Consider the following 23,271-nt stretch of genomic DNA (forward strand, 5'->3'; position numbering starts at 1 on the left):
GATCCGGCGCAGCCCAGAATGATTCGCAGTGTGCTGGTGGCCAACCGTGGCGAGATAGCCTGCCGTGTGATCGCCACGTTGCGGCGCCTCGGCATCCGCAGCATCGCCGTCTACTCCGATCCCGACGCCGAGGCCGAACACGTGCGGCTCGCCGACGTCGCGGTGCGCATCGGTCCGGCGCCGGCCACCGAGAGCTACCTCGACATCGCCGCAGTGCTCGACGCCGCGCGGCGCACGGGTACCGACGCGGTACATCCCGGCTACGGATTCCTCTCGGAGAACCAGGCTTTCGCCGAGGCGCTGGCCGATGCGGGCATCATCTTCATCGGACCACCGGCCACCGCGATCGCCACCATGGGCGACAAGATCACCGCACGTGCCGCCGTATCGGATCGGAATGTGCCGGTGGTGCCGGGCATCTCGCGACCCGGACTCTCCGACGCCGAACTCGTCGACGCCGCCTCCGACATCGGGTTCCCGGTGCTCATCAAGCCCAGCGCGGGCGGCGGCGGCAAGGGTATGCACCGCGTGGACGATGCGGCCGCGCTGCCCGGCGCCCTGGCCACGGCGCGGCGCGAGGCGGCGTCCGCATTCGGCGACGACACCCTGTTCCTGGAACGATTCGTCGACACCCCGCGCCACATCGAAGTGCAGGTGCTCGCCGACGCCCACGGCACCGTGATCCACCTCGGTGAGCGCGAGTGCTCGCTGCAGCGCCGTCATCAGAAGGTCATCGAGGAGGCGCCGTCGGCGCTGCTCGACGAGGCCACCCGGCAGCGGATCGGCGCTGCGGCCTGCGACGCCGCCCGCAGTGTGGGGTACACCGGCGCGGGCACCGTCGAGTTCATCGTCTCCGCGCACCGCCCCGACGAGTTCTTCTTCATGGAGATGAACACGCGGCTGCAGGTGGAACACCCGGTCACCGAGATGGTGACCGGCGTCGACCTCGTCGAACAGCAGATCCGGGTGGCGCGGGGCGAACCGCTCGACCTCGCCCAGGACGACATCGTGCTGCGCGGCCACGCCGTCGAGGCGCGCGTATACGCCGAGGACCCGGCGGCGGGATTTCTGCCGACCGGCGGCACGATCACCGCGCTCGCCACCCCCGAGACCGGGGCCGCGACAGGAGTGCGCCTCGACTCGGCGATGGCCTGCGGCCTGGTGGTGAGCAGCGACTACGACCCGATGCTCGCCAAGGTCATCGCCTACGGCGACGACCGCGCCGAGGCTCTCGACCGGCTCGACCACGCACTGTCGGAGACGCGGGTGCTCGGCGTGGTCACCAACATCGACTTCTGCCGCGACGTGCTGGCGCGGCCGCAGGTGGCCGCCGCCGACCTCGACACCGAACTGCTCGACCGGCTCGCCGCCGACTACACCGCACCGCCGCCGGCGCCAGAGGCACTCGCCCTGGTCGGACTCGCCCGCGTTGCACGGCAACTCGTAGGACACGGTGCCGCCGACGTGTGGCCCCAGGACGTATGGCACAGCGCGGTGGGGTGGCGGATCGGCGGCCGGGCGCCGGTGATCACGCGGCTCACCTGGGGCGGCCACCACATCACGGTGACCGCCGACATCGTCGGAACCGACACCGGCCGGATCGACGGGGCTGTGACGGTGAACGTCGACGACGACTCCGGCCCGCCCGGCTGGCACGCATCGGTGAGCTACCTGCCCGGTGGCGGGGACCCGACGCGCACGCAACCCGAGAGCGCCGGGGTCCGTCTGGTCGTGGACGGCGTCAGCCAATCCTGGACGATCGCCGACGCCGGCACACACGGTGTGCGGGGAGTCGACTCGTGGTGGGTGTCGGGGCCGCAGGGAACCTGGCTCGTCCACCAGGCCAGGGCACTGCTCGACGAGGCCGCCGAGGAGAATGCCGGTGACATCGTGAGTCCGATGCCGGGGACCGTGGTGGCCGTACCTGCCACCGCCGGAGCCGAGATCACCGCCGGCGCAGCGGTGGTGGTGGTGGAGGCGATGAAGATGGAACACACCCTCACCGCGCCGGTCGATGGTACGGCGCAGATCTCGGTCCGGGTGGGGGACAAGGTCTCCGCCGGTCAGCGCCTTGCTCACATCACACCTGTCCAGATCACCCCGGCCGACACCGCACCCGCCGACGCAGCAGGAGAGAACAGATGGAACTGACCCCCGAATACACCGACCTGATGCACACCGTGCGCGACTTCGCCCGCTCGGTGGTGGCCCCGGTCTCGGCGACACACGATGCCGAACACAGCTTTCCCTACGACGTGGTCTCCCAGATGGGCAAGATGGGCCTGTTCGGGCTGCCGTTCCCCGAAGAGTACGGGGGCATGGGCGGTGACTACTTCGCGCTGGCACTGGCACTGGAAGAACTCGGCAAGGTCGACCAATCGGTGGCCATCACCCTCGAGGCGGGAGTGAGTCTGGGCGCCATGCCGATTCACAAGTTCGGCAGCGATGAGCAGAAGCAGCGATGGCTACCCGACCTCACCTCCGGTCGCGCGCTCGCCGGATTCGGACTGACCGAACCGGGGGCGGGCTCCGACGCGGGTGCCACCGCCACCACCGCACGCGACGACGGGGATTCGTGGGTGATCAACGGCGCCAAACAGTTCATCACCAACTCGGGTACCGACATCACCTCCCTGGTCACGGTCACCGCGGTCACCGGTGTGAAAGACAACGGGCGCAAGGAGATCTCGACCATCATCGTGCCTTCCGACACGCCCGGATTCACCGCCGAACCCGCCTACAACAAGGTCGGCTGGAACGCGTCCGACACCCACCCGCTGTCCTTCGTCGACGTGCGGGTACCCAAGGAGAACCTGCTCGGCACCCGTGGGCGCGGCTACTCCAACTTTCTGTCGATCCTCGACGAGGGGCGCATCGCCATCGCAGCCTTGGCCACCGGCGCGGCGCAGGGCTGCGTGGACGAGAGCGTGGCGTACGCCAAGGAGCGTGAATCGTTCGGCAAGCCGATCGGCGAGTACCAGTCGGTGGCGTTCGCCATCGCCCGGATGGAGGCCCGCGCTCACGTGGCGCGCACCGCCTACTACGACGCAGCGGCAAAGATGCTGGCGGGCAAACCTTTCAAGAAGGAGGCCTCGATCGCCAAGATGATCGCCAGTGAGGCGGCGATGGACAACGCCCGGATGGCCACCCAGATCCACGGCGGCTACGGGTTCATGAACGAGTACCCGGTGGCACGCCACTATCGCGATTCCAAGATCCTGGAGATCGGTGAGGGCACCACCGAGGTGCAACTGATGCTGATCGCGCGCGAACTGGGCTTCTCGTGAACGCCGAGAACGAGACCGCGACCGCCCGCCGCGTGATCCAACGCGGACTGTGGTTCGAGGAGTTCGTCATCGACACCATCTACGAACACCGGCCGGGCCGCACGGTGACCGAGGCCGACAACGTCGTGTTCACCACGCTCACGATGAATACCCAGGCATTGCACCTCGACGCGGCGTGGTCGGCCACGCAGCCCGGCTTCGGCGGTCAGCGGCTGATCAACTCGATGTTCACGTTGTCGACCATCGTCGGGCTGTCCGTGTCGCAACTGACCCAGGGCACGCTGGTGGCCAATCTCGGTTTCAGCGACATCTCCTTTCCGGCACCGCTATTCGCCGGCGACACCCTCTACGCCGAAACCGAGTGCACCGGAAAGCGCGAATCCCGCTCCCGCCCCGGCGAAGGAGTGGTCAACTTGGTGCACGTCGGCCGCAACCAGGACGGGGTGGTTGTCGCCCGGGCGACGCGGGCCACCCTGGTCCGGAAACGACCCGAGGAGAGCTGATCGAGAATGTCCACCGGACCGCTACCGACCCAGTCAGCCGGACCGCCGGCGAAATTGGCCAACCCGTGGACTCCACCGGGGCCCGCGATGCTCTTCTGCCCGGCCGACCGGCCCGAACGTTTCCAGAAGGCCGCCGACCGCGCCGATGTGGTGATCCTCGACCTCGAAGATGCGGTGGCGCCGCAGCACCGGGCGGCGGCCCGCGAGGCGCTCGTCGCCCACCCACTCGATCCGGATCGCACCGTGGTGCGGATCAATCCGGCGGGCACCGGCGACTACCGCCGCGATCTCGCCGCACTCGCCGACACCAACTATCGCGTGGTGATGCAGGCCAAGGCCGAGACGGCCGACACCATCGTGCCGACCGCGCTACAGACCATCGCCCTGATCGAGACCCCGCTCGGAGTGGTACGGGTCAACGAGATCGCTTGTGCGGTCAACTGTATCGGCCTGATGTGGGGCGCCGAGGATCTCGTCGCCGGCCTCGGCGGCAAGTCCAGCAGATTCGGCGCCGACGAGCCGGACCCGGGCACCTACCGCGACGTCGCACGCTATGCGCGGTCGATGGTACGGATCTCGTCGGCGGCCGCCGGGATCTTCGCCGTGGACTCGGTACACCTCGACATCCCCGATGTCGACGGGCTCGCCGCGGAGGTGCGCGACGCCGTCGCACTCGGATACGCCGCCACCGCGTGCATCCATCCGTCCCAGGTCGCGATCATCCGCGCCGGTTATCGGCCTTCCGACGACGAAATCGGTTGGGCCGAGAAGATTCTCGCCGAGGCCGAGCGTGCGGGCGGCGGCGTGTTCAGCGTCGACGGCCAGATGATCGACGGTCCCGTGCTACGCCAGGCCGAGGCCGTGATGACACGTGCCGCAGCCGCCGCCACCGACGGGCACCCCACCGTCAACCCATGACCGCGCAACCACCCGGGAAGAGTGACCGACATGGCTGAGATGACCACCGAATTATCATACGCCAGAGGCGAATCCGATCCGCCGCTGCTCACCGAGACGATCGGTGCCACGCTGTCGAGGACCACCGAGGCTTTCGGCGACAACATCGCACTCATCGACGCACCCACCGGCCGCACCTGGACCTACCGCGAGTTCCGGCGCGACGTGCTCGCCCTTGCTGCCGGATTGCTGCGGCTGGACGTGAGTGCCGGCGACAGGGTGGGGCTGTGGGCGCCCAACCGGCCGGAATGGGTGCTCACCCAGTACGCGACGGCCGAGATCGGGGCGATCCTGGTCAATCTCAATCCGGCCTACCGTCAGCACGAACTCGACTACGCACTCACCCAGTCGGGATCGAGCGTGGTACTCGCCGCCGCGCGTTACAAGGATTCCGACTACGCCGGCATGCTCGACGCCGCACGTCCGGCCGCGCCCGACGTCCGTGAGGTGATCCTCTTCGACGGTTCGGCCTGGGACGAGCTGACCGCCACCCCGACCGACGACGAACTGTCGGCGGTGGCAGCACGCGCGGCGAGTCTGCGCCCCGACGATCCGATCAACATCCAATACACCTCGGGCACCACCGGTTTCCCCAAGGGTGCCACGCTCACACATCGCAACATCGGCAACAACGGCTACCTCGTGGGCGAACTGCTCGACTACACCGACGCCGACCGCATCTGCATCCCGGTGCCCTTCTACCATTGCTTCGGCATGGTGATGGGAAACCTGGCGGCCACCAGTCACGGTGCGGCCATGGTGATCCCGTCACCCACCTTCGACCCCGAGGCCGTGCTGTCGGCAGTCGCCGAACACCGCTGCACCAGTCTGTACGGGGTGCCGACGATGTTCATCGCCGAACTGGCGTTGCTCGATCAGTTCGACGACGGCCACGTCGACCTGTCGTCGTTACGCACCGGGGTCATGGCCGGCTCACCCTGCCCCGAACACGTGATGCGTCAGGTGGTCGACCGGATGCACATGCGCGAGGTGTCAATCTGTTACGGCATGACCGAGACATCGCCGGTATCCACCCAGACCCGCGTCGACGACCCGCTGGAGTTGCGTGTCGGCACCGTGGGCCGGGTCGGTCCGCACCTGGAGATCAAGGTGATCGATCCCGTCACCGGCGAGACCGTGCCACGCGGGGAGACCGGCGAGTTCTGCACCCGCGGCTACAGCGTGATGACCGGATACTGGAATCAGCCCGACAAGACCGCCGAGGCGATCGACGCGGACGGGTGGATGCACACCGGTGACCTGGCCGTGATGGATGCGGGCGGCGCCGGGAGCGGCGGCGGTTACGTGCGGATCACCGGTCGCATCAAGGACATGGTGATCCGCGGTGGTGAGAACATCTATCCGCGGGAGATCGAGGAGTTCCTCTACACCCATCCCGACATTCTCGACGCCCAGGTGATCGGGGTGCCCGACGAACGCTACGGGGAGGAACTGATGGCCTGGATCCGCTTGAAGGAGGGGGCGGCCGACCTCGGCGCCGACGACATCCGGGAGTTCGCGTCGGGTCGGATTGCGCGACACAAGATCCCGCGCTACGTGCATGTGGTCAAGGAGTTCCCGATGACCGTGACCGGCAAGGTCCGCAAGGTCCAGATGCGCGCGGAATCCGTCGAGATCCTGCGGCTACTGCGATGACGCCCGGCACCGGGACCGGTTACCGCATCGACGAATTCGCCGCCGCGGTGGCCGCACGCGAGGCCGTCGACGTCGGTTCCTATGACTCGTTGTGGCGATGGTCGGTGTCGCGGCCGGCTGCGTTCTGGCGTGCCGTGTGGGACTTCTTCGATCTCGATGTGCTCGGCGGGCCGCTCGCCGACGGCGACGACGCCGTGCTGGCGTCATCGGACATGCCCGGCGCGCAATGGTTTCCCGGCATCACACTGAACTATGCCGCGCAGGTTTTCCGGCACGCCATCGGACCCGAAGCGGCCACCCGCACCGCGGTGGTCGGCATCGACGAGGACGGCGCGCGCCGCGTTCTGACCTGGGCCGAACTGCGTTCGGACGCACTGTCGTTTGCGCGGACCCTGCGTTCGCTGGGCGTGGGTGACGGCGACGTGGTGGCCGCCTACCTGCCCGATGTTCCCGAGGCGATCGTCGCCTTCCTCGGCACCGCTACCGTGGGTGCGATCTGGTCGGGCTGTGGACAGGACTACGCGCCCGAGGGGGCGGCCGGACGGCTGGCACAACTGAATCCGGCCGTGCTCGTCACCGCCGACGGCTATCGATACAACGGCAAGACCATCGATAAGGTGGCCGACAGCGATGCGCTCGCCGGCCTGCTCGACGGGCTGCGCGCCCACGTCGTCGTCGGCGATCCGGCCCGTCACGGCCAGGGCGTGGCGCGAATCTCGTACGCGGACGCGGTGACCCGTGGCGGTGACGACGGCGACACCGAGCCGGTTCGGGTGGCATTCGACCACCCGCTGTGGGTGCTATTCAGCTCCGGCACCACCGGTAGGCCCAAGGGAATCGTGCACGGTCACGGGGGAGTGGTGCTCGAACATCTCAAGGCGGCGGGCCTGCACGCGGGGCTCGCGCCGGGTGACGTGTTCTTCTGGCAGACGGCGCTGAGCTGGATGATGTGGAACTTCCAGATCGCCGGGCTGCTGTGCGGTGCCGAGGTGGTCTGTTACAGCGGGTCGCCACTGTATCCGAGCGCAGACCGGCTGTGGCAGATCGTCGCCGACGAGAAGGTGACCTACTTCGGCACCAGCCCGGGGCAACTGCAGGCCTCACGCAAGGCGGGGCTGGCACCCGGACGCGACCATGACCTCACGGCGCTGCGCACCCTCGGCAGCACCGGTTCGTCGCTGTCGGCCGACCTGTTCACCTGGATCGACCAGAACGTGTCCGCGGGCCTTCCGGTGTCGTCGATCAGCGGCGGCACGGACGTGGTCAGCGCCTTCGCCGGGGGCTCGGCGGGGGTGCCGGTGGTACCCGGCGAACTGTCGGTGCGCTATCTGGGTGTGGCGCTGCAGAGTTGGGCACCCGACACCAGACCGCTGATCGACGAGGTGGGCGAGATGGTCATCACCGCACCCATGCCGTCGATGCCGGTGAGCTTCTGGAATGATCCCGACGGGTCGCGCTACCGCGCGGCGTATTTCGCGCACGAATGGTCCGTGCCCGATACTCCGCCGGTCTGGCGCCATGGCGACTGGGTGACGCTCACCGGCCGCGGTTCGCTCGTCATCCACGGCCGCAGCGACGCCACACTGAACAAGCAGGGCGTGCGGATGGGCTCCGCCGACATCTACGAGGTGGTCGAGGGTCTCGACGAGATCGCCGAGGCGTTCGTGGTGGGTGTCGACGGTCCCGGCGGCGCCTACTGGATGCCGTTGTTCGTCACCCTCACCCCGGGCGCGGTACTCGACGACGATCTGCGTGCCCGGATCACCCGGGAGATCCGCACCCGATTGTCGCCACGTCACGTGCCCGACGAGGTGATCGAGGCGCCCGGCATCCCACACACCCGGACGGGCAAGAAGCTCGAGGTTCCGGTGACCGCGATCCTGGCCGGTCGGGCGAGCGTCGACGTCGATCCGAGGTCCGTCGATGATCCTGCGCTCATCGCGTGGTACGCGGAGCAGGGTCGCGCGCATCAGTGGTGAGATCGCGGATTCACCCTGCATCAAAGGCCCGCACCGACGGCCAGATCAGCGCCAAAGCGCCATGCGCGCTGGCGATGTCGATCGCGGCGTGATCGATGAGCAGGCGCACCCACAGCGGACCGTAGATCGCGTCGAGCACGAGATCGAGGTCGATGTCGCTGCGGACCTGCCCCGTCGCGATCCCGTGACGTAGGCACCGCCGCGACAGCGTGCGACGCGGTTCCCAGAATCGCGTGACGAAGTCTGCGGCTGCGTGCTGGTCGCGCTGGGCATCTCCGACGATTCCCTTGATCATGCGTCCGCTCGGCGAGGCGAACATCTCGGCGACCATCTCGAGGTGACTGTCGAGGTCGGCGTAGGTGTCACCGGTGTCGGGGAAGGGCGTCGCGTCGAGGGTTGCGCGTAGCAACGCGTCGATCGCCAGTGCACCTCGCGAGGGCCACCACCGGTAAATGGTCTGTTTGCCGACTCCGGCGTGGCCCGCGATTTCGTCCATGCTCACCGACAAGCGACCCTCTGCGGACATCAATGTGAACGCCGCGTCGAGGATTCGACTCGCCGCTACCGGGTCCCGTGTGCGTCCCCGTCCCATGGCTCAGACCCTACCGAATAACGAGACTCGGAGTCTTGCGTTCGTTAAACGAGACTATTAGTCTTGTTTATGCGGCAGGTAGCCGCATCACTCTCCAGATATAAGGAGTTCCCATGTCCGTTTCGGTGCCGTCCATGTCGATGCCCTCGATGCCGTTGGCGACCGGCACGTGGGTTGTCGACAAGACTCACAGTGCAGTGCGCTTCTCGGTTCGCCACCTCGGGATCTCGAAAGTGCGAGGCAGGTTCACCCGATTCGACGCGACGGCGGTGGTCGGGACGAGCCTTGCCGACACTCGGATGACCGCGGTTGTCGAGATGGCGAGCGTGAACACCGACAATGCCATGCGTGACCAGCACCTTCGTGGCCCCGATTTCTTCGATGTCGAACAAGAACCGGTGATGACCTTCGAGTCGACGTCGATCTCGGCACGCGACGACGACGGATACGACATGGCCGGTGCGCTCACGATCAACGGGGTGACCCGGGAGGAGGTGCTGGTCGTCGAGGCGCTCGGCGTCGAGACGTTCCCCGGCGACGGATCGACCCACGCGGGATTCAGCGCGCGCGGATCGATCTCGCGAGCCGACTACGGGATCGAATTCAATGTCCCGATGTCCGCAGGCGGGGTGGTCATCGGTGATCGGGTCGACATCGAACTCGACGTCCAGTTGATGCCCTCCGGCCAGGCCGACGCCTACCACGCCGCGTTCGCGCCCGCAGAGTAACGCACGGTTCGCCCGGGGTCACTGCCGTCGATCGGCCGAACGGTCCGCACCCGGGGCGGATTGACGCACCCGGTAGGACGTGTGGTCGCGTGTACTAGCGTGGGCGAAGAGTTGCCGGGCTGCCCGAACGGGGGTGGGCGCGGTTCCGACGTTCACGCAGGAGAAGGTGATCTATGACCTACCAATCGGGAGGACCTGGCTACGGTCAGCAGCCGGGATCAGGGCAGGGCTACGGGCCCCCGCAAGGGGGATACCCGCAGGCCGGTCCCCAGGGCTATGACCCCGCGGCGTACCCGCAGTCCTATCCTCAGCAGCAGCAGCCCTCTTATGGTCAGCAGCCCGCGCAGGGCAACGAACAACCCTACGGACAGGGTTACGGCCAGTACGGGTACGGGCAGCAGCCGGGTCAGCCCGGCTACGGCCAGTACGGCTACGGCCAATACGGCTACGGAGCGCCCCAGAAACCGGCCGGCCAGGGACTGCCGTCGAACATCGGCTTCATCCTCGCGATCGCGGTGGCCGCGGTGTGTGCGCTCAACGTGCTCCTCGGATTCTGGAAGCACAGCTACTTCCTCGGAACCGGGGTGACGTTGGCGACGCTCGCCTTGCTGACGCTGGCACCAAAGCTCTCCGACAAGGTGCTCGTGCCGGTGTTGACCGCTTTCGCGGCGGGCGTCACCGTCGACAAGATCGACGACGTCATCCGGACGGCGACCTCCGACTCGGCCGAGTACCTGCCGTCGGAGTATCAGGTGGGTGTCATCGGCTACTTGCAACTGGTGCTGTGCCTGATCATCACCGCGATTGCGGTGTTCTGGCTGCTGGTGGTCCTCGGCGTGTTCAAGGTCGCGCCCGCCGCGGGCGCCGCCACCGAGACGGCCCCAGGGGTTGACGTCCCTCAGGCCGCCGCCCAGTCCGCAGTGGCCCAGCCCGGTGCCACCGAGTCGGCACAGTCGTATGCGCAGGCCCCCGCACCCGGATACGGCGACGCACAGTCAGGCGCACAGCAGCCGAGCTACGACCCCTCGGCCTATGCCGGCTACGGCCAGCAGGGTTACGGGTACACCCCGGGAGCCTCGGCGACCCCGTCCGGACCCTCCTCGTCGGCGTCCACCGCATCGGCATCGACGTCGTCGGACGCGACATCGGGCGCGCAACCCGCCGAGGCGCCGTCAAACCCCGCCTACGGCGGCACGGCCGGAGAGGGTGCACACACCGAGCACACGACCACGGTGTTCCAGAAGCCGGGCCAGCACGGCAACGGCTGACAGCCTGTCGTTGAGCTGACCGAGCGCCCCGTCGACCCCGAGTCGGCGGGGCGCTCGGCGTTCGCCCGGCGCGTCTACGGGGCAACTCGCGTCACACGTGTCACGCTCGTAACGATGCCCTCCCTGAGATCCGCTTCTGCCGACAATCTCGCGGCGCGCCTGCGACAGGTGCGCCGGCATTCGCGACTGCAGCGCGCCAACGCCGACGGCACCGCGCGCGAATTGATCCTGGTTGCCTTCGGGGTACCGGTGATCACCCTTGGCGTGCTGCTCGTGGGACTGCTGGCGGTGTTGCTCCTCGCCGGAAGTGCGCTGTCGGGGATCGCGGGAGCGCTGGCGACCTGCTGGCTGGCCATCCACCAGGTACCCGTCACCATCAGCGGCGTCACCATCGGCGTGCTGCCCCTGTTACCCACCCTGCTCATCGCCGCGGGGACCGCGGTTTCGGCCGCATCGGTTGCGCGGCGCGGCCGTGCCGCGACCGAGGTGATCGCCGTCGCGTGCGCGGCGGTCGGCGGTCCGTTGCTGATCACGGCGATGTCGCTGGCCGTGGTGATGGACGGGTCGTCGGACCTGCAGGTGCAGAGCCCCAATGCGTTGCTGGCGTTCGGTTGCACCCTGGCCGTGCACGGCGTGGCCGCTGCCCTCGGTATCGGCTGGGCACGGCGCCGCGACCTCCAGTCGCGGCTGGCGCTCACCGCAGCGGATCGACGCGGTGTCCGCTACGGCGTCGTCGCCGCGCTGGCGTTGCTGGCCGCGGGCGGCGCGGTGGTGGTGATCCGGCTCGTCATGCGCTGGCACCTGGTGGGCCAACTGATCGCCGGCGGATACGACTTCGACGGATTCCTCGGCCTGACCGGACTGTCGGTGTTGTATCTGCCCAACGCGATCGTCGGTGCGGCCGCGGTGCTGGTCGGCGCCCACGTCCACGTCGGATCGGCATCGGTCGCCTTGACCGGGGTCCACGGTGGCGCGGTTCCACCGCTGCCGGTGCTGGCCGTGTTGCCGGGCGGGGACGTGGGGACCTGGGGAATCGTCGGATTCGTGGTGCCCGCCGCGATTGCCGCATTCGTCGGCTGGCGCTGCCGTTCGGCCGACCCCGTCGCGCACGCACGCGCGGTGGGGGTCGCGGCCGGTGTGGCCGCCACGGTGATGGTGGTGCTCGGCTGGTCGCTGGGTGGCGCCCTCGGCGAATTCGGTTCGGCGGGTGTCGATGTGGCCGCCATGGGCGTGTTCACCTTCGGCTGGATCGCGGTGGTCGGGCTGCTCGTGGTGCTGATTCACGGGTATTTGCCGTCCACCCGCAGCGCACGCCGCGACGGCCGCGGCGTCGTCGACCTCGAGCCCGACCTCGACGACTGGTTCGACGACCGCGGATACGATGACGACTACGTTGACGACGGGCCGGTGGTCGTCGACGAGGGCGTGGCCGTCCACGACGAGGATGACGCGTACGAGGACGACGCGTACGAGGACGACGCGTACGGCGAGGACGAATATTCGTCGGACGTCGATGAGGGCTCGGAAGGTTCGGATGAGGCCCACGACGACGATCGTGGGGACGAGCACGCCGCCGACGACGGCGGGGACGGGCAGCACGACCCCGCCCACCACGAACTCAAGGTTTGAACGCCCCGTCACCGACCCGCCGATCGTCAGTGACTCGATCACAGGCCGATGACACCGATCATCTAGGCTCGCAAGTGTGAATGCAGATCCCGGCCGTGCGAGTACGTCCCCGCAGCCGGGCCGGATCGTCGTCATGGCGTCGGGTACGGGCACGCTACTCGAATCGATCATCGACCGGGCGACGGCGCCCGACGCCCCGTTCGAGGTGGCGGCCGTGGTCGTCGACCGCGACTGTCGCGCCGCCGACATCGCCGCGCGACACCACATCCCACTCATCGAATGCCGGTTGTCGGCGTTCGCCGACCGCGCCGAGTGGGATGCGCATCTGGCCGAGACGGTCGGCGAGGTGAACCCCGACGTGGTGGTCACCGCGGGATTCATGAAGATCCTCGGACCCGGGTTTCTGTCCCGATTCGGCGGACGGATCGTGAATTCACATCCCGCGCTGTTGCCCTCGTTCCCCGGCGCACACGGCGTTGCCGACGCACTCGCCCACGGGGTCAAGGTCACCGGTGCGACGGTGCACCTGGTGGACGCGGGTGTGGACACCGGGCCGATCCTGGCGCAGGCGCCGGTGGTGATCTCGCCCGGTGACACCGAGGATTCCCTGCACGAACGCATCAAATCGGTGGAGCGCATCCTGCTCCCCGACGTGGTGGCGAAGGTCGTCACCCGAGGAGTTGTCATCGACGGACGAAAGGCCCACATTCCGTGAACGCAGCCAGCCCCGCTGACGCCAGTCGCCGACCGATCCGCCGGGCCCTGGTGAGCGTCTACGACAAGACCGATCTCACCGATCTCGCGACGGCCTTGCACGACGCCGGAGTGGAATTGGTGTCCACCGGTTCCACCGCGAAAACCATTGCCGCTGCCGGTGTTCCGGTCATCGAGGTGTCCGAGCTCACCGGATTCCCGGAATGTCTCGACGGGCGGGTCAAGACGCTGCACCCCAAGGTGCACGCGGGCATCCTCGCCGACCTCCGGAAGCAGTCGCACGTCGACCAGCTCGCCGACCTCGGTGTGGCCGCCTTCGATCTCGTCGTGGTGAACCTCTATCCGTTCACCGAGACCGTGGCGTCCGGGGCCTCCGACGACGAGTGCATCGAACAGATCGACATCGGCGGTCCGTCGATGGTGCGTGGCGCGGCCAAGAATCATCCGAGCGTCGCGGTGGTCGTCGACCCGATGGACTACGAAAAGGTTGCCGACGCCGTCGCCGCCGGCGGTTTCACGCTTGCGCAGCGACAGCAATTGGCCGCCAAGGCCTTCCGCCACACTGCCGACTACGACGTGGCCGTCGCATCGTGGATGTCGGCGACCATTGCGCCCGCCCCGGACGGATCGGAGTTCGCGGAATGGTCGGGTGCCACGTGGGAGCGGTCGGCTGTGCTGCGCTACGGCGAGAATCCGCATCAGGCGGCAGCGCTGTACCTGTCCACGTCGAATCCCACAGGCCTGGCGTCGGCAGAACAGTTGCACGGCAAGGAGATGAGCTACAACAACTACACCGACTCCGACGCCGCCTGGCGCAGCGCGCACGACTTCGACGTGCCCGCCGTGGCGATCATCAAGCACGCCAACCCCTGTGGCATCGCGGTGGGTGCCGACATCGGGGAGGCGCATCGCAAGGCACATGCGTGCGACCCGGTCAGCGCCTACGGCGGGGTGATCGCGGCGAACCGTGAGATCACCGTCGAGATGGCCGAGCAGGTGGCCGAGATCTTCACCGAGGTGATCATCGCGCCGGGATTCGCCGACGGTGCGTTGTCGGTGTTGCAGCGCAAGAAGAACATTCGGATTCTGCGGGCAGTGCCCCCGGTACGTGGTGGCGTGGAAACCCGGCCGATCTCCGGTGGACTGCTCATGCAGGACCGCGACATCCTCGACGCGGCGGGTGACGATCCCGGCAACTGGAGCCTGGCGACCGGCGCGCCGGCCGATCCGGACACCCTCGCCGACCTCGAATTCGCTTGGCGTGCTTGCCGGTCGGTGAAATCGAATGCGATCCTGCTCGCCAAGGACGGCGCCTCGGTGGGAGTGGGCATGGGACAGGTGAACCGGGTGGACTCCGCGCATCTCGCGGTGACCCGCGCGGGGGAGCGGTCGGTGGGTAGCGTCGGCGCCTCCGACGCGTTCTTCCCGTTCCCCGACGGACTTCAGGTACTGATCGCCGGTGGCGTGAGCGCCGTGGTGCAGCCCGGTGGCTCGATCCGCGACAACGAGGTGATCGAAGCAGCATCCGAGGCCGGGATCACCCTGTACCTCACCGGTGCACGCCATTTCGCGCACTGACCCGTCGAGCGTGCCCAGAACTCGGTCGAGCGTGCCCAAAATCCCGTCGAGCGTGCCCACAATCCCGTCGAGCGTGCCCAGAACTCGGTCGAGCGTGCCCAGAACTCGGTCGAGCGTGCCCAGAACTCGGTCGAGCGTGCCCAGAACTCGGTCGAGCGTGCCCACATTCCCGTCGGCCGTGCCCATTGCCGAGGCCGGACGGTGAGTGTCCTCGACTTCGGGCTTCTCATGCTGGCGGGTTTCGGTGCCGGCCTCGTGGGATACATCACCGGGTTGGCGTCGGTGGTCAGTTATCCGGCGCTGCTGGCGGTGGGACTGAGTCCCATCGCGGCGAACGTGACCAATACCGTCGCCCTGGTGTCAGTGGGCGTCGGCAGTCTCGCACAGTCGGGAAAAGTGCTTCTCGACGGTGACCGCAGGCCGCTGCTCGCCGGTGTGGTGGCATCGCTGATCGGCGGGACCATCGGTGCGGTGATCCTGCTCCTTTCTCCACCGGATTCGTTCAAAGTGATCGTGCCCTACCTCGTGGGGTTCGCCGCCATCGCACTGCTGATCCAGCCCACGCTGCGACGACTCGCTGCCCACCACACGGACCGACCGTGGATATGGCTTCTCGGACTCACCCTCATCTCGGTGTACGGCGGGTACTTCGGTGCCGGAGCGGGGATCGTGCTGCTGGCATTGACGCTGATCGTGACAAGCGAACCGCTGTGGCGCGCGACATTGTTGAAATCACTGTTCCTGGGCGTCGCCAATCTCGTTGCCGCACTGGGCTTCATGATCTTCGGTCCGGTGCATTGGGGGGCCGCGCTCGCGATGGCCATCGGATGCCTGGTGGGCGGCTGGTGCGGACCACCGGTGGTTCGACGGCTGCCGCCGGGTCCGCTACGCATCGTGGTGGGCATCGGCGGCCTGGGTCTGGCGGTGTGGCTCGCCGTGAGTTGACTGGCTCCGGTTGTTCGCCTCGGTTGTGGGCACGCTCGGCCGGGATCTGGGCACGCTCGACCGGGAAACGGGCACGCTCGACCCGGAAACGGGCACGCTCGGCCGGGATCTGGGCACGCTCGACCCGGAAACGGGCACGCTCGACCGGGAAACGGGCACGCTCGACCGGGAAACGGGCACGCTCGACCGGGATCTGGGCACGCTCGTGTCTTTCTCTCCGTGCGGACAACCCTGTCGGAGGCGCGCAACGGTGAGTACACAGGGTGCGTGACCGTATTCAAACCTGATCCGACCGGCGTGCCGTGCGTCGTCGTCGCGCCCGTCGCCGCTGGTCGTGCGACCATGGCAGGACTCCCGGTCGATCGGTGCGGATCCCGGCCCGCCCACCATCGGGAAGGCCCTCGCATGAACCACCGCCCTTGCGACGATCATCGGATGAACTGGTCGGACGGTACCCATCACGGGTCGCCGCCGTGCGCTCTCGGACGCCACCATCACCACAACCATCCGAGAGGGACCATCCATGACACTTTCACTCGACAAGTCACAGCAGCAGGTCACTGACACCGCAATTGTCGGCTCCGGCGTCGAACTCGACATCGACGAGTTCGGTCCGCGGTTCGGCGCGGAGATCCGAGGCCTCGACGTCGCCGACGCCTCCGACGACCAGATCCGCGCGATTCGCCGGGCACTCATCGACTACAAGGTGATCGTGTTGCGCGATCAGCGCCTCGACGACGCGGCGCACATCGAGTTCGGCAACAGAATCGGGGACCTCACCGTCGGCCATCCCGTCTGGAACAGCGGTGACGTTCCCGACGAGGTGTACTCGCTCGACAGCTCCAACGACGGATTCGCCGACGTCTGGCACACCGACGTCACGTTCATGCCGCGCCCACCGCTCGGGTCGATCCTGCGGCCGGTGGTGTTGCCCCGCAACGGCGGAGACACCAACTGGGCCGACGCCGAACTGGCCTACGAGTCGCTGTCGGCGCCGGTGCAGCGGCTGGTAGACCAGTTGACCGCGGTTCACGACGGCAACCGCGCGTTCGGCTACTACCTCGAACAGCAGCGCGGCGGACACGGAAACGTCTGGGACGGAAAAGAAGTCACCCGGCTGGTGCCGGTGAGCCATCCCGTCGTGCGAATCCACCCCGAGACCGGCCGCAAGGCTGTGTTCGTCAATCCCGGTTTCACCTCGCACATCGAGGGAGTATCGGAGGCCGAGAGCCGCCATCTGCTCGACCTGCTCTACGCGCACCTCACCAAGCCCGAGCACATCGTGCGGCATCGCTGGCGCCTCGGCGACCTGGTGCTGTGGGACAACCGGAACACGGTGCACTATGCCAACCGGGATTACGGCGACGCCCGCCGGGTGATGCACCGGATCACGCTGCGCGGGGACGAACCGGTGGGGCCGACTGCCTGACCGCGAAAAGGCGCCTTTCAGCCTCTGAAAAGCGCCCCGGAGCAGGCAGTCGTTGACGATGTGGCAACGCACCGCGCTCGGGGCGCTCTTCAGTAGCGTGCGAGCCTCCTAGCTCGACCCGAGGTTGGGCGGCACCCAGGCGAGGGTGTACGAGACGAGCTTACGATCGACGTTGATGGGAACCAGAGTGTTACACACTGTGACCACCAGGTACGTGCCGGGTGGCACGTGATCGAATTCCCCCGTCGCGATCCCGGTATCCCGGTTGGCGGTCGACGGTTGGATTCCGACCACCGCTCCGCTGTCATTGAGGCGCCGTAGGAGTTCGACGTAGTCGATCGAATCCGCGCTGAGTGAGTTGATCAGTACGGGAAGGGCGGCCCCGCCGGCCTTCAAGAAGTCGGCCGCAACGGTATTGCAGAAGCCCGGGATAACTGTGCCTGACCTCGGCACATCGGTGATGGTGTAGTGAATAGTGCTGCCGCTCACCGTGGTCGAGAGATGGACGCCGCCCGGTTCTGAACTCCCTGCTGAGCCCGAACTACTTCCGGCCACCTCCGTCGGCCCGACCGCGGACGCGGTGGCCGGTACCGAGAGGAACGCAAAAAAGCCGACGACAACAAGGATACTTACCCACCAACTCTTCATGATTCGCAGCCTAGGCCCGGAATATGTGATCTGCACCGAAATCCTGAATATGGAACATCACGCAAATCCGCCACGGCTGAACGACGACCCCTTTTCGGTGGACATTTTCGTCAATTCCCGGCTGCGTTTTCCGGAGTCGCCCACTTGAAAGGCCCCGGACCTGTGGACAACCGAGTGGTTGACAACGCCGTCCGCCGGTGCGATTCTCGTATTCAACCAAGTGGTTGAAGGAGTGCAATGGCCGATCAGCTGTCCCGGGTGTTCGCCGCACTGTCCGACCCGACACGACGTGACATCGTCGCCCGCCTGACCAGTGCCGATGCCACTGTCAGTGAGTTGGCGGCACCCTACGACGTGAGCATCCAAGCAGTGTCGAAGCACCTCAAGGTGCTCGAGGACGCCGGGTTGGTGAGCCGTAGCCGGGAGGCGCAGACCCGGCCGGTTCACCTTGAAGCAGAGGTTTTCGACCTGATGACCAAGTGGATCGAGCGATACCGCCGTCAGGCCGAGGCGCGATATACGCGCCTCGACGCCGTACTGGCCGATATGAACGACGACGCGGCGGTACCGCGTCGACAAACCGAGACCAACCGAGGAGAAGAGGCATCGTGAACACCGTCGAGAAGACATTCGAGAAAGTCGCGGTGGAGGCCGACCCGATCGTCCCCATCATCCGCATCACCCGCGACTTCCGTGCCACCCCGGCACAATTGATGAAGGCACACACCGACCCCGACATCTTCGCCCGATGGGTGGGACCCGACAGCCTCACCAACCGGGTGACGGCATGGGACGCCCGAAACGGAGGGGAATGGGCGTACACCGCATCGCGCGGATCCGGTGACGAGGCAGAGGAATTCCGCTTCCGCGGCTGCTTTCACACCGTCGGCGACGACGTCATCGTGCAGACCTTCACCTGGGAGGGCACGCCCGATCAGGTGGCGCTCGAGACCCTGCGGTTCACCGATCTCGGCGACGGCCGCACCCGCCTGGTTGCCGAATCCCTCTGCGACAGCTTCCAAGCACGCGACGGATGGCTTGCGTCGGGGATGGAGACGGGCCTCGACGAGGGCTACGACGCCCTCGACCGGCTCGTCGAATCCGGTGACGTTGAATCCGGAGACGTCGAATCCGGAGACGTCGAATCCGGAGACGTCGAATCCGGTGACGCCCAATGAGCGCAGAAACCACCGAGCGCTCGCGCGGATTGGCCGATCTCGATGCGGCCCAACGTCATCGGCTCATCAGTGCAGACTTCGCCGCCATCACCGAGCAGGTGACCGACTGGGACGCGCCGACGCCCGTGCCCGATTGGAAAGCCCGCGACGTGGTGACCCACCTCGTCGAATGGTCCACCGGCTTCTTCGCGGCCGGCGGGGTGCGGTTCGCACCCGCGCCAGACACCCACGACGACCCGACGGCGACGTGGGTTGCGCACGCCGCGGCCGTCGGGGCCCTGTTCGACGAACCCGACGTCACGTTTGCGCACCCGATGGTGGGAACCCGTCCGATCGGCGACGCGATCGACGCGTTCTACACCTCCGACGTATTCATGCACAGCTGGGATCTGGCTCGGTCGGGGGGCATCGACCCCGACCTCGACCCCGCGTTCGCCACGCGGTTGCGCGAGGGCATGGAGCCGATCGACGAGATCCTGCGATCGTCGGGCCAGTATGGTCCGGCGATGCCGGTGAGCGACGACGCCGATCCCGTGGACCGGCTGATGGCCTTCGTCGGCCGTGATCCCGGATGGGGCCACGCCCGGTCGGGTCGGGAGATTCGCCCAGCCCGGACTAGTCCCGATTCGGAGTACCGTGGTCGGAGTGGCAGAGGACTTCACCACGCCGGCCCCGACCACCAGCGGCTCGGCGACCACCGAAACCCGACATCCTTCCCCGCGCACCCTCGGTGAGCTGCGGGCCAGCGGACACGTGCAGCGCTCCGTGCGCGACGAGATCCGGCACAACCTGCTGGGCGCGCTCCGCGAGGGCCGCGATCCGTGGCCGGGCATCGTCGGCTTCGAGGCCACGGTCATCCCGCAGCTCGAGCGGGCGCTGATCGCCGGCCACGACGTCGTGATGCTGGGCGAACGTGGCCAGGGCAAAACCCGCATCCTGCGGACACTGGTCGGTCTCCTCGACGAGTGGACCCCGGTGATCGCAGGCTCCGACCTCGGCGAACATCCCTACGAGCCGATCACACCGGCGTCGATCCGACGGGCGGCCGGCCTACTCGACGACCTGCCGATCGAGTGGCGTCACCGCAGCCAGCGCTACAGCGAGAAGCTCGCCACCCCCGACACCTCGGTGGCCGACCTCGTGGGTGACATCGACCCGATGAAGGTGGCCGAGGGCCGCAGCCTCGGCGACCCGGAGACCATCCACTTCGGCCTGATCCCGCGCGCCCACCGCGGCATCGTCGCGATCAACGAGCTGCCCGACCTGGCCGAACGCATCCAGGTGTCGATGCTCAACGTGATGGAGGAGCGCGACATCCAGGTGCGTGGCTACACGCTGCGGCTGCCGCTGGATGTGCTGGTGATGGCCAGCGCCAACCCGGAGGATTACACCAACCGCGGCCGCATCATCACCCCGCTCAAGGACCGTTTCGGCGCCGAGATCCGCACGCACTACCCGCTGGAACTCGACGACGAGATCTCGGTGATCGAGCAAGAAGCCGACCTGGTGGCCACGGTGCCGACGTTCATCACCGAGATCCTGGCGCGCTTCACGCGCTACGCCCGCGATCATCCGTCGATCGACCAGCGATCGGGTGTCTCGGCGCGTTTCTCCATCGCCGGAGCCGAGACCGTGGCCGCCGCCGCGCTGCATCGTGCCACCGTCACCGGGGAGGACGTCGCGGTGGCCCGCGTCGTCGACCTGGAATCGGTGATCGAGGTGCTGCGCGGCAAGATCGAGTTCGAATCCGGCGAAGAGGGCCGCGAACTGGAGATTCTCGAGCACCTGCTGCGCAAATCGGTGGCCGACACGGTGCGCGCGCACTTCGGCGGCATCGACATGGCGCCGCTCGTGCACGCGCTGGAGAACGGCGAACCCGTGGTCACCGGCGACCGGGTGACCGCCGAGGACCTGCTCGCCTCGATCCCGGATCCCGACGTCACCGCGGCGGTGCTCGACGAGATCGCCGACCGACTCGACGCCGAGGTGGCCGGGGAACGTGCCAGCGCCGTCGAATTGGCGTTGGAGGGGCTGTTCCTGGCCCGCCGCATCGGCAAGGAAGCCGACGACGACGGCCAGACCATCTACGGCTGAATCCCCCACGGGGAGTGGAAGGTGGGTGTGAACCCATGGTTGCCAAGAACTTTCACCGATCGCGGTACCAGCGGTACACCGGCGGCCCCGATCCGCTTGCACCGCCGGTGGATCTGCGCGAGGCGCTGAGCGAGATCGGCGACGACGTCATGGCCGGCGTCTCCCCGCAGCGGGCGTTGCGTGAATTCCTGCGCCGCGGCACGCAGGACATGCGCGGGCTGGACAAGCTACGCGAAGAGGTCAACCGTCGTCGTCAAGAGCTGCTCAAGCAGCGCAACCTCGACGGGACGTTCAACGAGATCCGCGAACTCCTCGACCGCGCCGTCCTGGAGGAACGCAAACAGCTCGCCCGCGACCTCGACGACGAGGCCCGCTTCGCCGAGATGCAGATCGGCAGTCTGCCACCGTCGACCGCGCAGGCCGTCGAGGAACTGTCGGAGTACGACTGGCGCAGCCCGCAGGCGCGCGAGGACTACGAGAAGATCAAGGACCTCCTCGGACGCGAACTCCTCGACCAGCGTTTCGCCGGGATGAAGGAGGCGCTCGAGGGCGCCACCGAGGCCGATCGCCGGCAGGTGTCGGAGATGCTGACCGACCTCAATCAGCTTCTCGACGCCCACAATCGGGGTGAGGACACCACCGAACAGTTCGACGACTTCATGCGCAAGCACGGCGACTTCTTCCCGGACAATCCGCGCAACACCGAAGAGCTCATCGACTCGCTGGCGCAGCGGGCCGCTGCGGCCCAACAGTTCTACAACTCGCTGACCCCCGAGCAACGCGCCGAACTCGATCAGCTCGCGCAGCAGGCGTTCGGTTCGCCCGAACTGATGAGTCAACTGGCACAGATGGATTCGTCACTGCGCCAGGCACGTCCCGGCCTCGACTGGGACAACGCGCAATCGTTCTCCGGCGAGCAGCAGATGGGACTGGGGCAGGGTGCCGCCGCGCTGCGCGACATCTCCGAACTCGAGGCCCTCTCCGAGCAACTGTCCCAGCAGTACGCGGGCGCCCAGATGGACGACATCGACCTCGAGGCGCTGGCCCGCCAGCTCGGGGAGCAGGCCGCCGTGGATGCCCGCACCCTCGCCGAACTGGAAAAGGCGTTGCGCGAAGAAGGATTCTTCGACCGCACCGCCGACGGCAACCTCCGTCTGAGTCCCAAGGCGATGCGCCAACTCGGGCAGTCGATCTTCCGTGACGTCGCCGAACAGATGTCGGGCCGGCGCGGCGACCGGCAGACCCGTCGGTCCGGGCTGCTCGGCGAACCCACCGGTGCCACCCGCGAATGGGAATTCGGCGACACCGACCCCTGGGACGTCACCCGAACGGTGTCGAATGCGGTGTTGCGCACCATCTCCGAAAGTCCCGAACCCACCACCGCGTCGACGCGGATGGCCCGCGACGGGGTGGCCATCGACGTGCGCGACGTGGAGGTGGCCGAGACGGAGGCCCGCACCCAGGCGGCGGTGGTGCTGTTGGTGGACACCTCGTTCTCGATGGAGATGGAGGGTCGGTGGACGCCGATGAAGCGCACCGCGATTGCGCTGAATCACCTGATCTCCACCCGCTTTCGCAGCGACGAACTGGAACTGATCGCGTTCGGCCGTTACGCCCGCAGCATCGACATCGCCGAACTCACCGGACTGCAGCCGCGGATGGAACAGGGCACCAACCTGCACCACGCCCTGCTGCTCGCACAACGCCATCTGCGGCGTTACCCCAACGCGCAGCCGGTGGTGCTGGTGGTGACCGACGGTGAACCGACCGCCCACCTCGACCCGAGTGGTGAGCCGTTCTTCTTCTATCCGCCGCATCCGCAGACCATCGCGGTGACCGTCCGCGAACTCGATCACGTTTCCCGAATGGGCGCGCAGGTCACGTTCTTCCGGCTCGGGGAGGACCCGGGTCTCGCGCATTTCATGGACCAGATCGCCCGCCGCATCGGCGGACGGGTGGTGGCTCCCGATGTCGACGGACTGGGTGCGGCCGTGGTGGGCGACTACCTGAAATCGCGGCGCGGCCGACGACGCTGACTTCCGGTCACCACGAGAAATCAGGGATTCGTCAGGGTCGTTCCGGGTGG

Annotated in this window: 21 protein-coding genes; 19 read left to right on the plus strand and 2 right to left on the minus strand. The window is 67.5% G+C overall.

Features of this window, described 5'->3' with window-relative positions:
* Positions 1-18: 18 nt before the first annotated feature.
* Genes ACWDSI_RS01080 through ACWDSI_RS01105 form a run of 6 tightly spaced genes read left to right on the plus strand, consistent with a single transcriptional unit; the run spans position 19 to position 8,382 of the window.
* On the plus strand, positions 19-2,151 hold the full coding sequence (locus ACWDSI_RS01080) for an acetyl/propionyl/methylcrotonyl-CoA carboxylase subunit alpha (protein WP_449755693.1): 2,133 nt from the start codon (positions 19-21) through the stop codon (positions 2,149-2,151).
* Positions 2,142-3,287 (plus strand): acyl-CoA dehydrogenase family protein, encoded by a 1,146-nt coding sequence (locus ACWDSI_RS01085; RefSeq protein ID WP_449755399.1) that lies wholly within the window; start codon positions 2,142-2,144, stop codon positions 3,285-3,287. The genes ACWDSI_RS01080 and ACWDSI_RS01085 overlap by 10 nt, the downstream gene beginning before the upstream one ends.
* Entirely contained in the window at positions 3,284-3,790 is a 507-nt protein-coding gene (locus tag ACWDSI_RS01090) for a MaoC family dehydratase (protein ID WP_449745612.1), read from the plus strand. Before ACWDSI_RS01085 ends, ACWDSI_RS01090 begins: the two co-directional genes overlap by 4 nt.
* Before the next feature lie 6 nt (positions 3,791-3,796).
* Positions 3,797-4,708 carry an HpcH/HpaI aldolase/citrate lyase family protein gene (locus tag ACWDSI_RS01095; protein WP_449755400.1) on the plus strand — a complete coding sequence of 304 codons (912 nt, stop codon included), beginning with the start codon at positions 3,797-3,799 and terminating at the stop codon, positions 4,706-4,708.
* Positions 4,709-4,747: 39 nt separating this feature from the next.
* Positions 4,748-6,403: an AMP-binding protein gene (locus ACWDSI_RS01100; protein WP_449755694.1), complete on the plus strand. Its 1,656-nt coding sequence runs from the start codon at positions 4,748-4,750 to the stop codon at positions 6,401-6,403.
* Entirely contained in the window at positions 6,400-8,382 is a 1,983-nt protein-coding gene (locus tag ACWDSI_RS01105; protein ID WP_449755401.1) for an acetoacetate--CoA ligase, read from the plus strand. Before ACWDSI_RS01100 ends, ACWDSI_RS01105 begins: the two co-directional genes overlap by 4 nt.
* Positions 8,383-8,392: 10 nt before the next feature.
* On the opposite strand, the gene ACWDSI_RS01110 is transcribed toward ACWDSI_RS01105, so the two are convergent.
* Positions 8,393-8,974, minus strand: a complete 582-nt coding sequence (locus ACWDSI_RS01110) for a TetR/AcrR family transcriptional regulator (RefSeq protein WP_449745609.1) — start codon at positions 8,972-8,974, stop codon at positions 8,393-8,395.
* A 113-nt stretch (positions 8,975-9,087) separates the two neighbouring features.
* Between ACWDSI_RS01110 and ACWDSI_RS01115 the strand changes: the two genes are divergently transcribed.
* The 8 genes from ACWDSI_RS01115 (at position 9,088) to ACWDSI_RS01150 (ending at position 17,265) form a co-directional block, all read left to right on the plus strand.
* Positions 9,088-9,702, plus strand: coding sequence for a YceI family protein (locus ACWDSI_RS01115; protein WP_449745608.1), 615 nt, complete (start codon positions 9,088-9,090; stop codon positions 9,700-9,702).
* Positions 9,703-9,875: 173 nt separating this feature from the next.
* Complete coding sequence (locus ACWDSI_RS01120) at positions 9,876-10,970, plus strand: hypothetical protein (RefSeq protein ID WP_449755402.1); 1,095 nt, start codon at positions 9,876-9,878, stop codon at positions 10,968-10,970.
* Positions 10,971-11,084: 114 nt separating this feature from the next.
* Positions 11,085-12,599 carry a cell division protein PerM gene (locus ACWDSI_RS01125; RefSeq protein WP_449755403.1) on the plus strand — a complete coding sequence of 505 codons (1,515 nt, stop codon included), beginning with the start codon at positions 11,085-11,087 and terminating at the stop codon, positions 12,597-12,599.
* A gap of 133 nt (positions 12,600-12,732) precedes the next feature.
* The gene (purN, locus tag ACWDSI_RS01130; RefSeq protein ID WP_449745920.1) at positions 12,733-13,314 is read left to right on the plus strand and encodes a phosphoribosylglycinamide formyltransferase; all 582 of its coding nucleotides are present in this window, start codon (positions 12,733-12,735) and stop codon (positions 13,312-13,314) included.
* On the plus strand, positions 13,311-14,891 hold the full coding sequence (purH, locus tag ACWDSI_RS01135) for a bifunctional phosphoribosylaminoimidazolecarboxamide formyltransferase/IMP cyclohydrolase (protein ID WP_449755404.1): 1,581 nt from the start codon (positions 13,311-13,313) through the stop codon (positions 14,889-14,891). The genes purN and purH overlap by 4 nt, the downstream gene beginning before the upstream one ends.
* A 201-nt stretch (positions 14,892-15,092) precedes the next feature.
* Positions 15,093-15,836 (plus strand): sulfite exporter TauE/SafE family protein, encoded by a 744-nt coding sequence (locus tag ACWDSI_RS01140; RefSeq protein ID WP_449755405.1) that lies wholly within the window; start codon positions 15,093-15,095, stop codon positions 15,834-15,836.
* A gap of 10 nt (positions 15,837-15,846) precedes the next feature.
* The gene (locus tag ACWDSI_RS01145; RefSeq protein ID WP_449755406.1) at positions 15,847-16,107 is read left to right on the plus strand and encodes a hypothetical protein; all 261 of its coding nucleotides are present in this window, start codon (positions 15,847-15,849) and stop codon (positions 16,105-16,107) included.
* A gap of 252 nt (positions 16,108-16,359) precedes the next feature.
* Positions 16,360-17,265 (plus strand): TauD/TfdA dioxygenase family protein, encoded by a 906-nt coding sequence (locus tag ACWDSI_RS01150; RefSeq protein WP_449745602.1) that lies wholly within the window; start codon positions 16,360-16,362, stop codon positions 17,263-17,265.
* 108 nt (positions 17,266-17,373) lie between these two features.
* On the opposite strand, the gene ACWDSI_RS01155 is transcribed toward ACWDSI_RS01150, so the two are convergent.
* The gene (locus ACWDSI_RS01155; RefSeq protein ID WP_449755407.1) at positions 17,374-17,913 is read right to left on the minus strand and encodes a hypothetical protein; all 540 of its coding nucleotides are present in this window, start codon (positions 17,911-17,913) and stop codon (positions 17,374-17,376) included.
* Positions 17,914-18,150: 237 nt separating this feature from the next.
* On the opposite strand from ACWDSI_RS01155, the gene ACWDSI_RS01160 reads away from it, so the two are divergent.
* The 5 genes from ACWDSI_RS01160 to ACWDSI_RS01180 are packed head-to-tail and all read left to right on the plus strand — an operon-like array spanning position 18,151 to position 23,221.
* A complete protein-coding gene (locus ACWDSI_RS01160; RefSeq protein ID WP_449755408.1) occupies positions 18,151-18,525 on the plus strand; it encodes an ArsR/SmtB family transcription factor in 375 nt (124 codons plus the stop codon).
* On the plus strand, positions 18,522-19,091 hold the full coding sequence (locus ACWDSI_RS01165; RefSeq protein ID WP_449755409.1) for an SRPBCC domain-containing protein: 570 nt from the start codon (positions 18,522-18,524) through the stop codon (positions 19,089-19,091). Before ACWDSI_RS01160 ends, ACWDSI_RS01165 begins: the two co-directional genes overlap by 4 nt.
* Positions 19,088-19,825, plus strand: a complete 738-nt coding sequence (locus tag ACWDSI_RS01170; RefSeq protein WP_449755410.1) for a TIGR03086 family metal-binding protein — start codon at positions 19,088-19,090, stop codon at positions 19,823-19,825. The genes ACWDSI_RS01165 and ACWDSI_RS01170 overlap by 4 nt, the downstream gene beginning before the upstream one ends.
* The gene (locus ACWDSI_RS01175) at positions 19,728-21,185 is read left to right on the plus strand and encodes a sigma 54-interacting transcriptional regulator (protein ID WP_449755411.1); all 1,458 of its coding nucleotides are present in this window, start codon (positions 19,728-19,730) and stop codon (positions 21,183-21,185) included. Before ACWDSI_RS01170 ends, ACWDSI_RS01175 begins: the two co-directional genes overlap by 98 nt.
* 35 nt (positions 21,186-21,220) lie before the next feature.
* Positions 21,221-23,221 (plus strand): vWA domain-containing protein, encoded by a 2,001-nt coding sequence (locus ACWDSI_RS01180; protein ID WP_449755412.1) that lies wholly within the window; start codon positions 21,221-21,223, stop codon positions 23,219-23,221.
* The last annotated feature ends 50 nt before the right edge of the window (positions 23,222-23,271 follow it).

The sequence above is a fragment of the Gordonia sp. NPDC003429 genome (genome assembly GCF_053588575.1).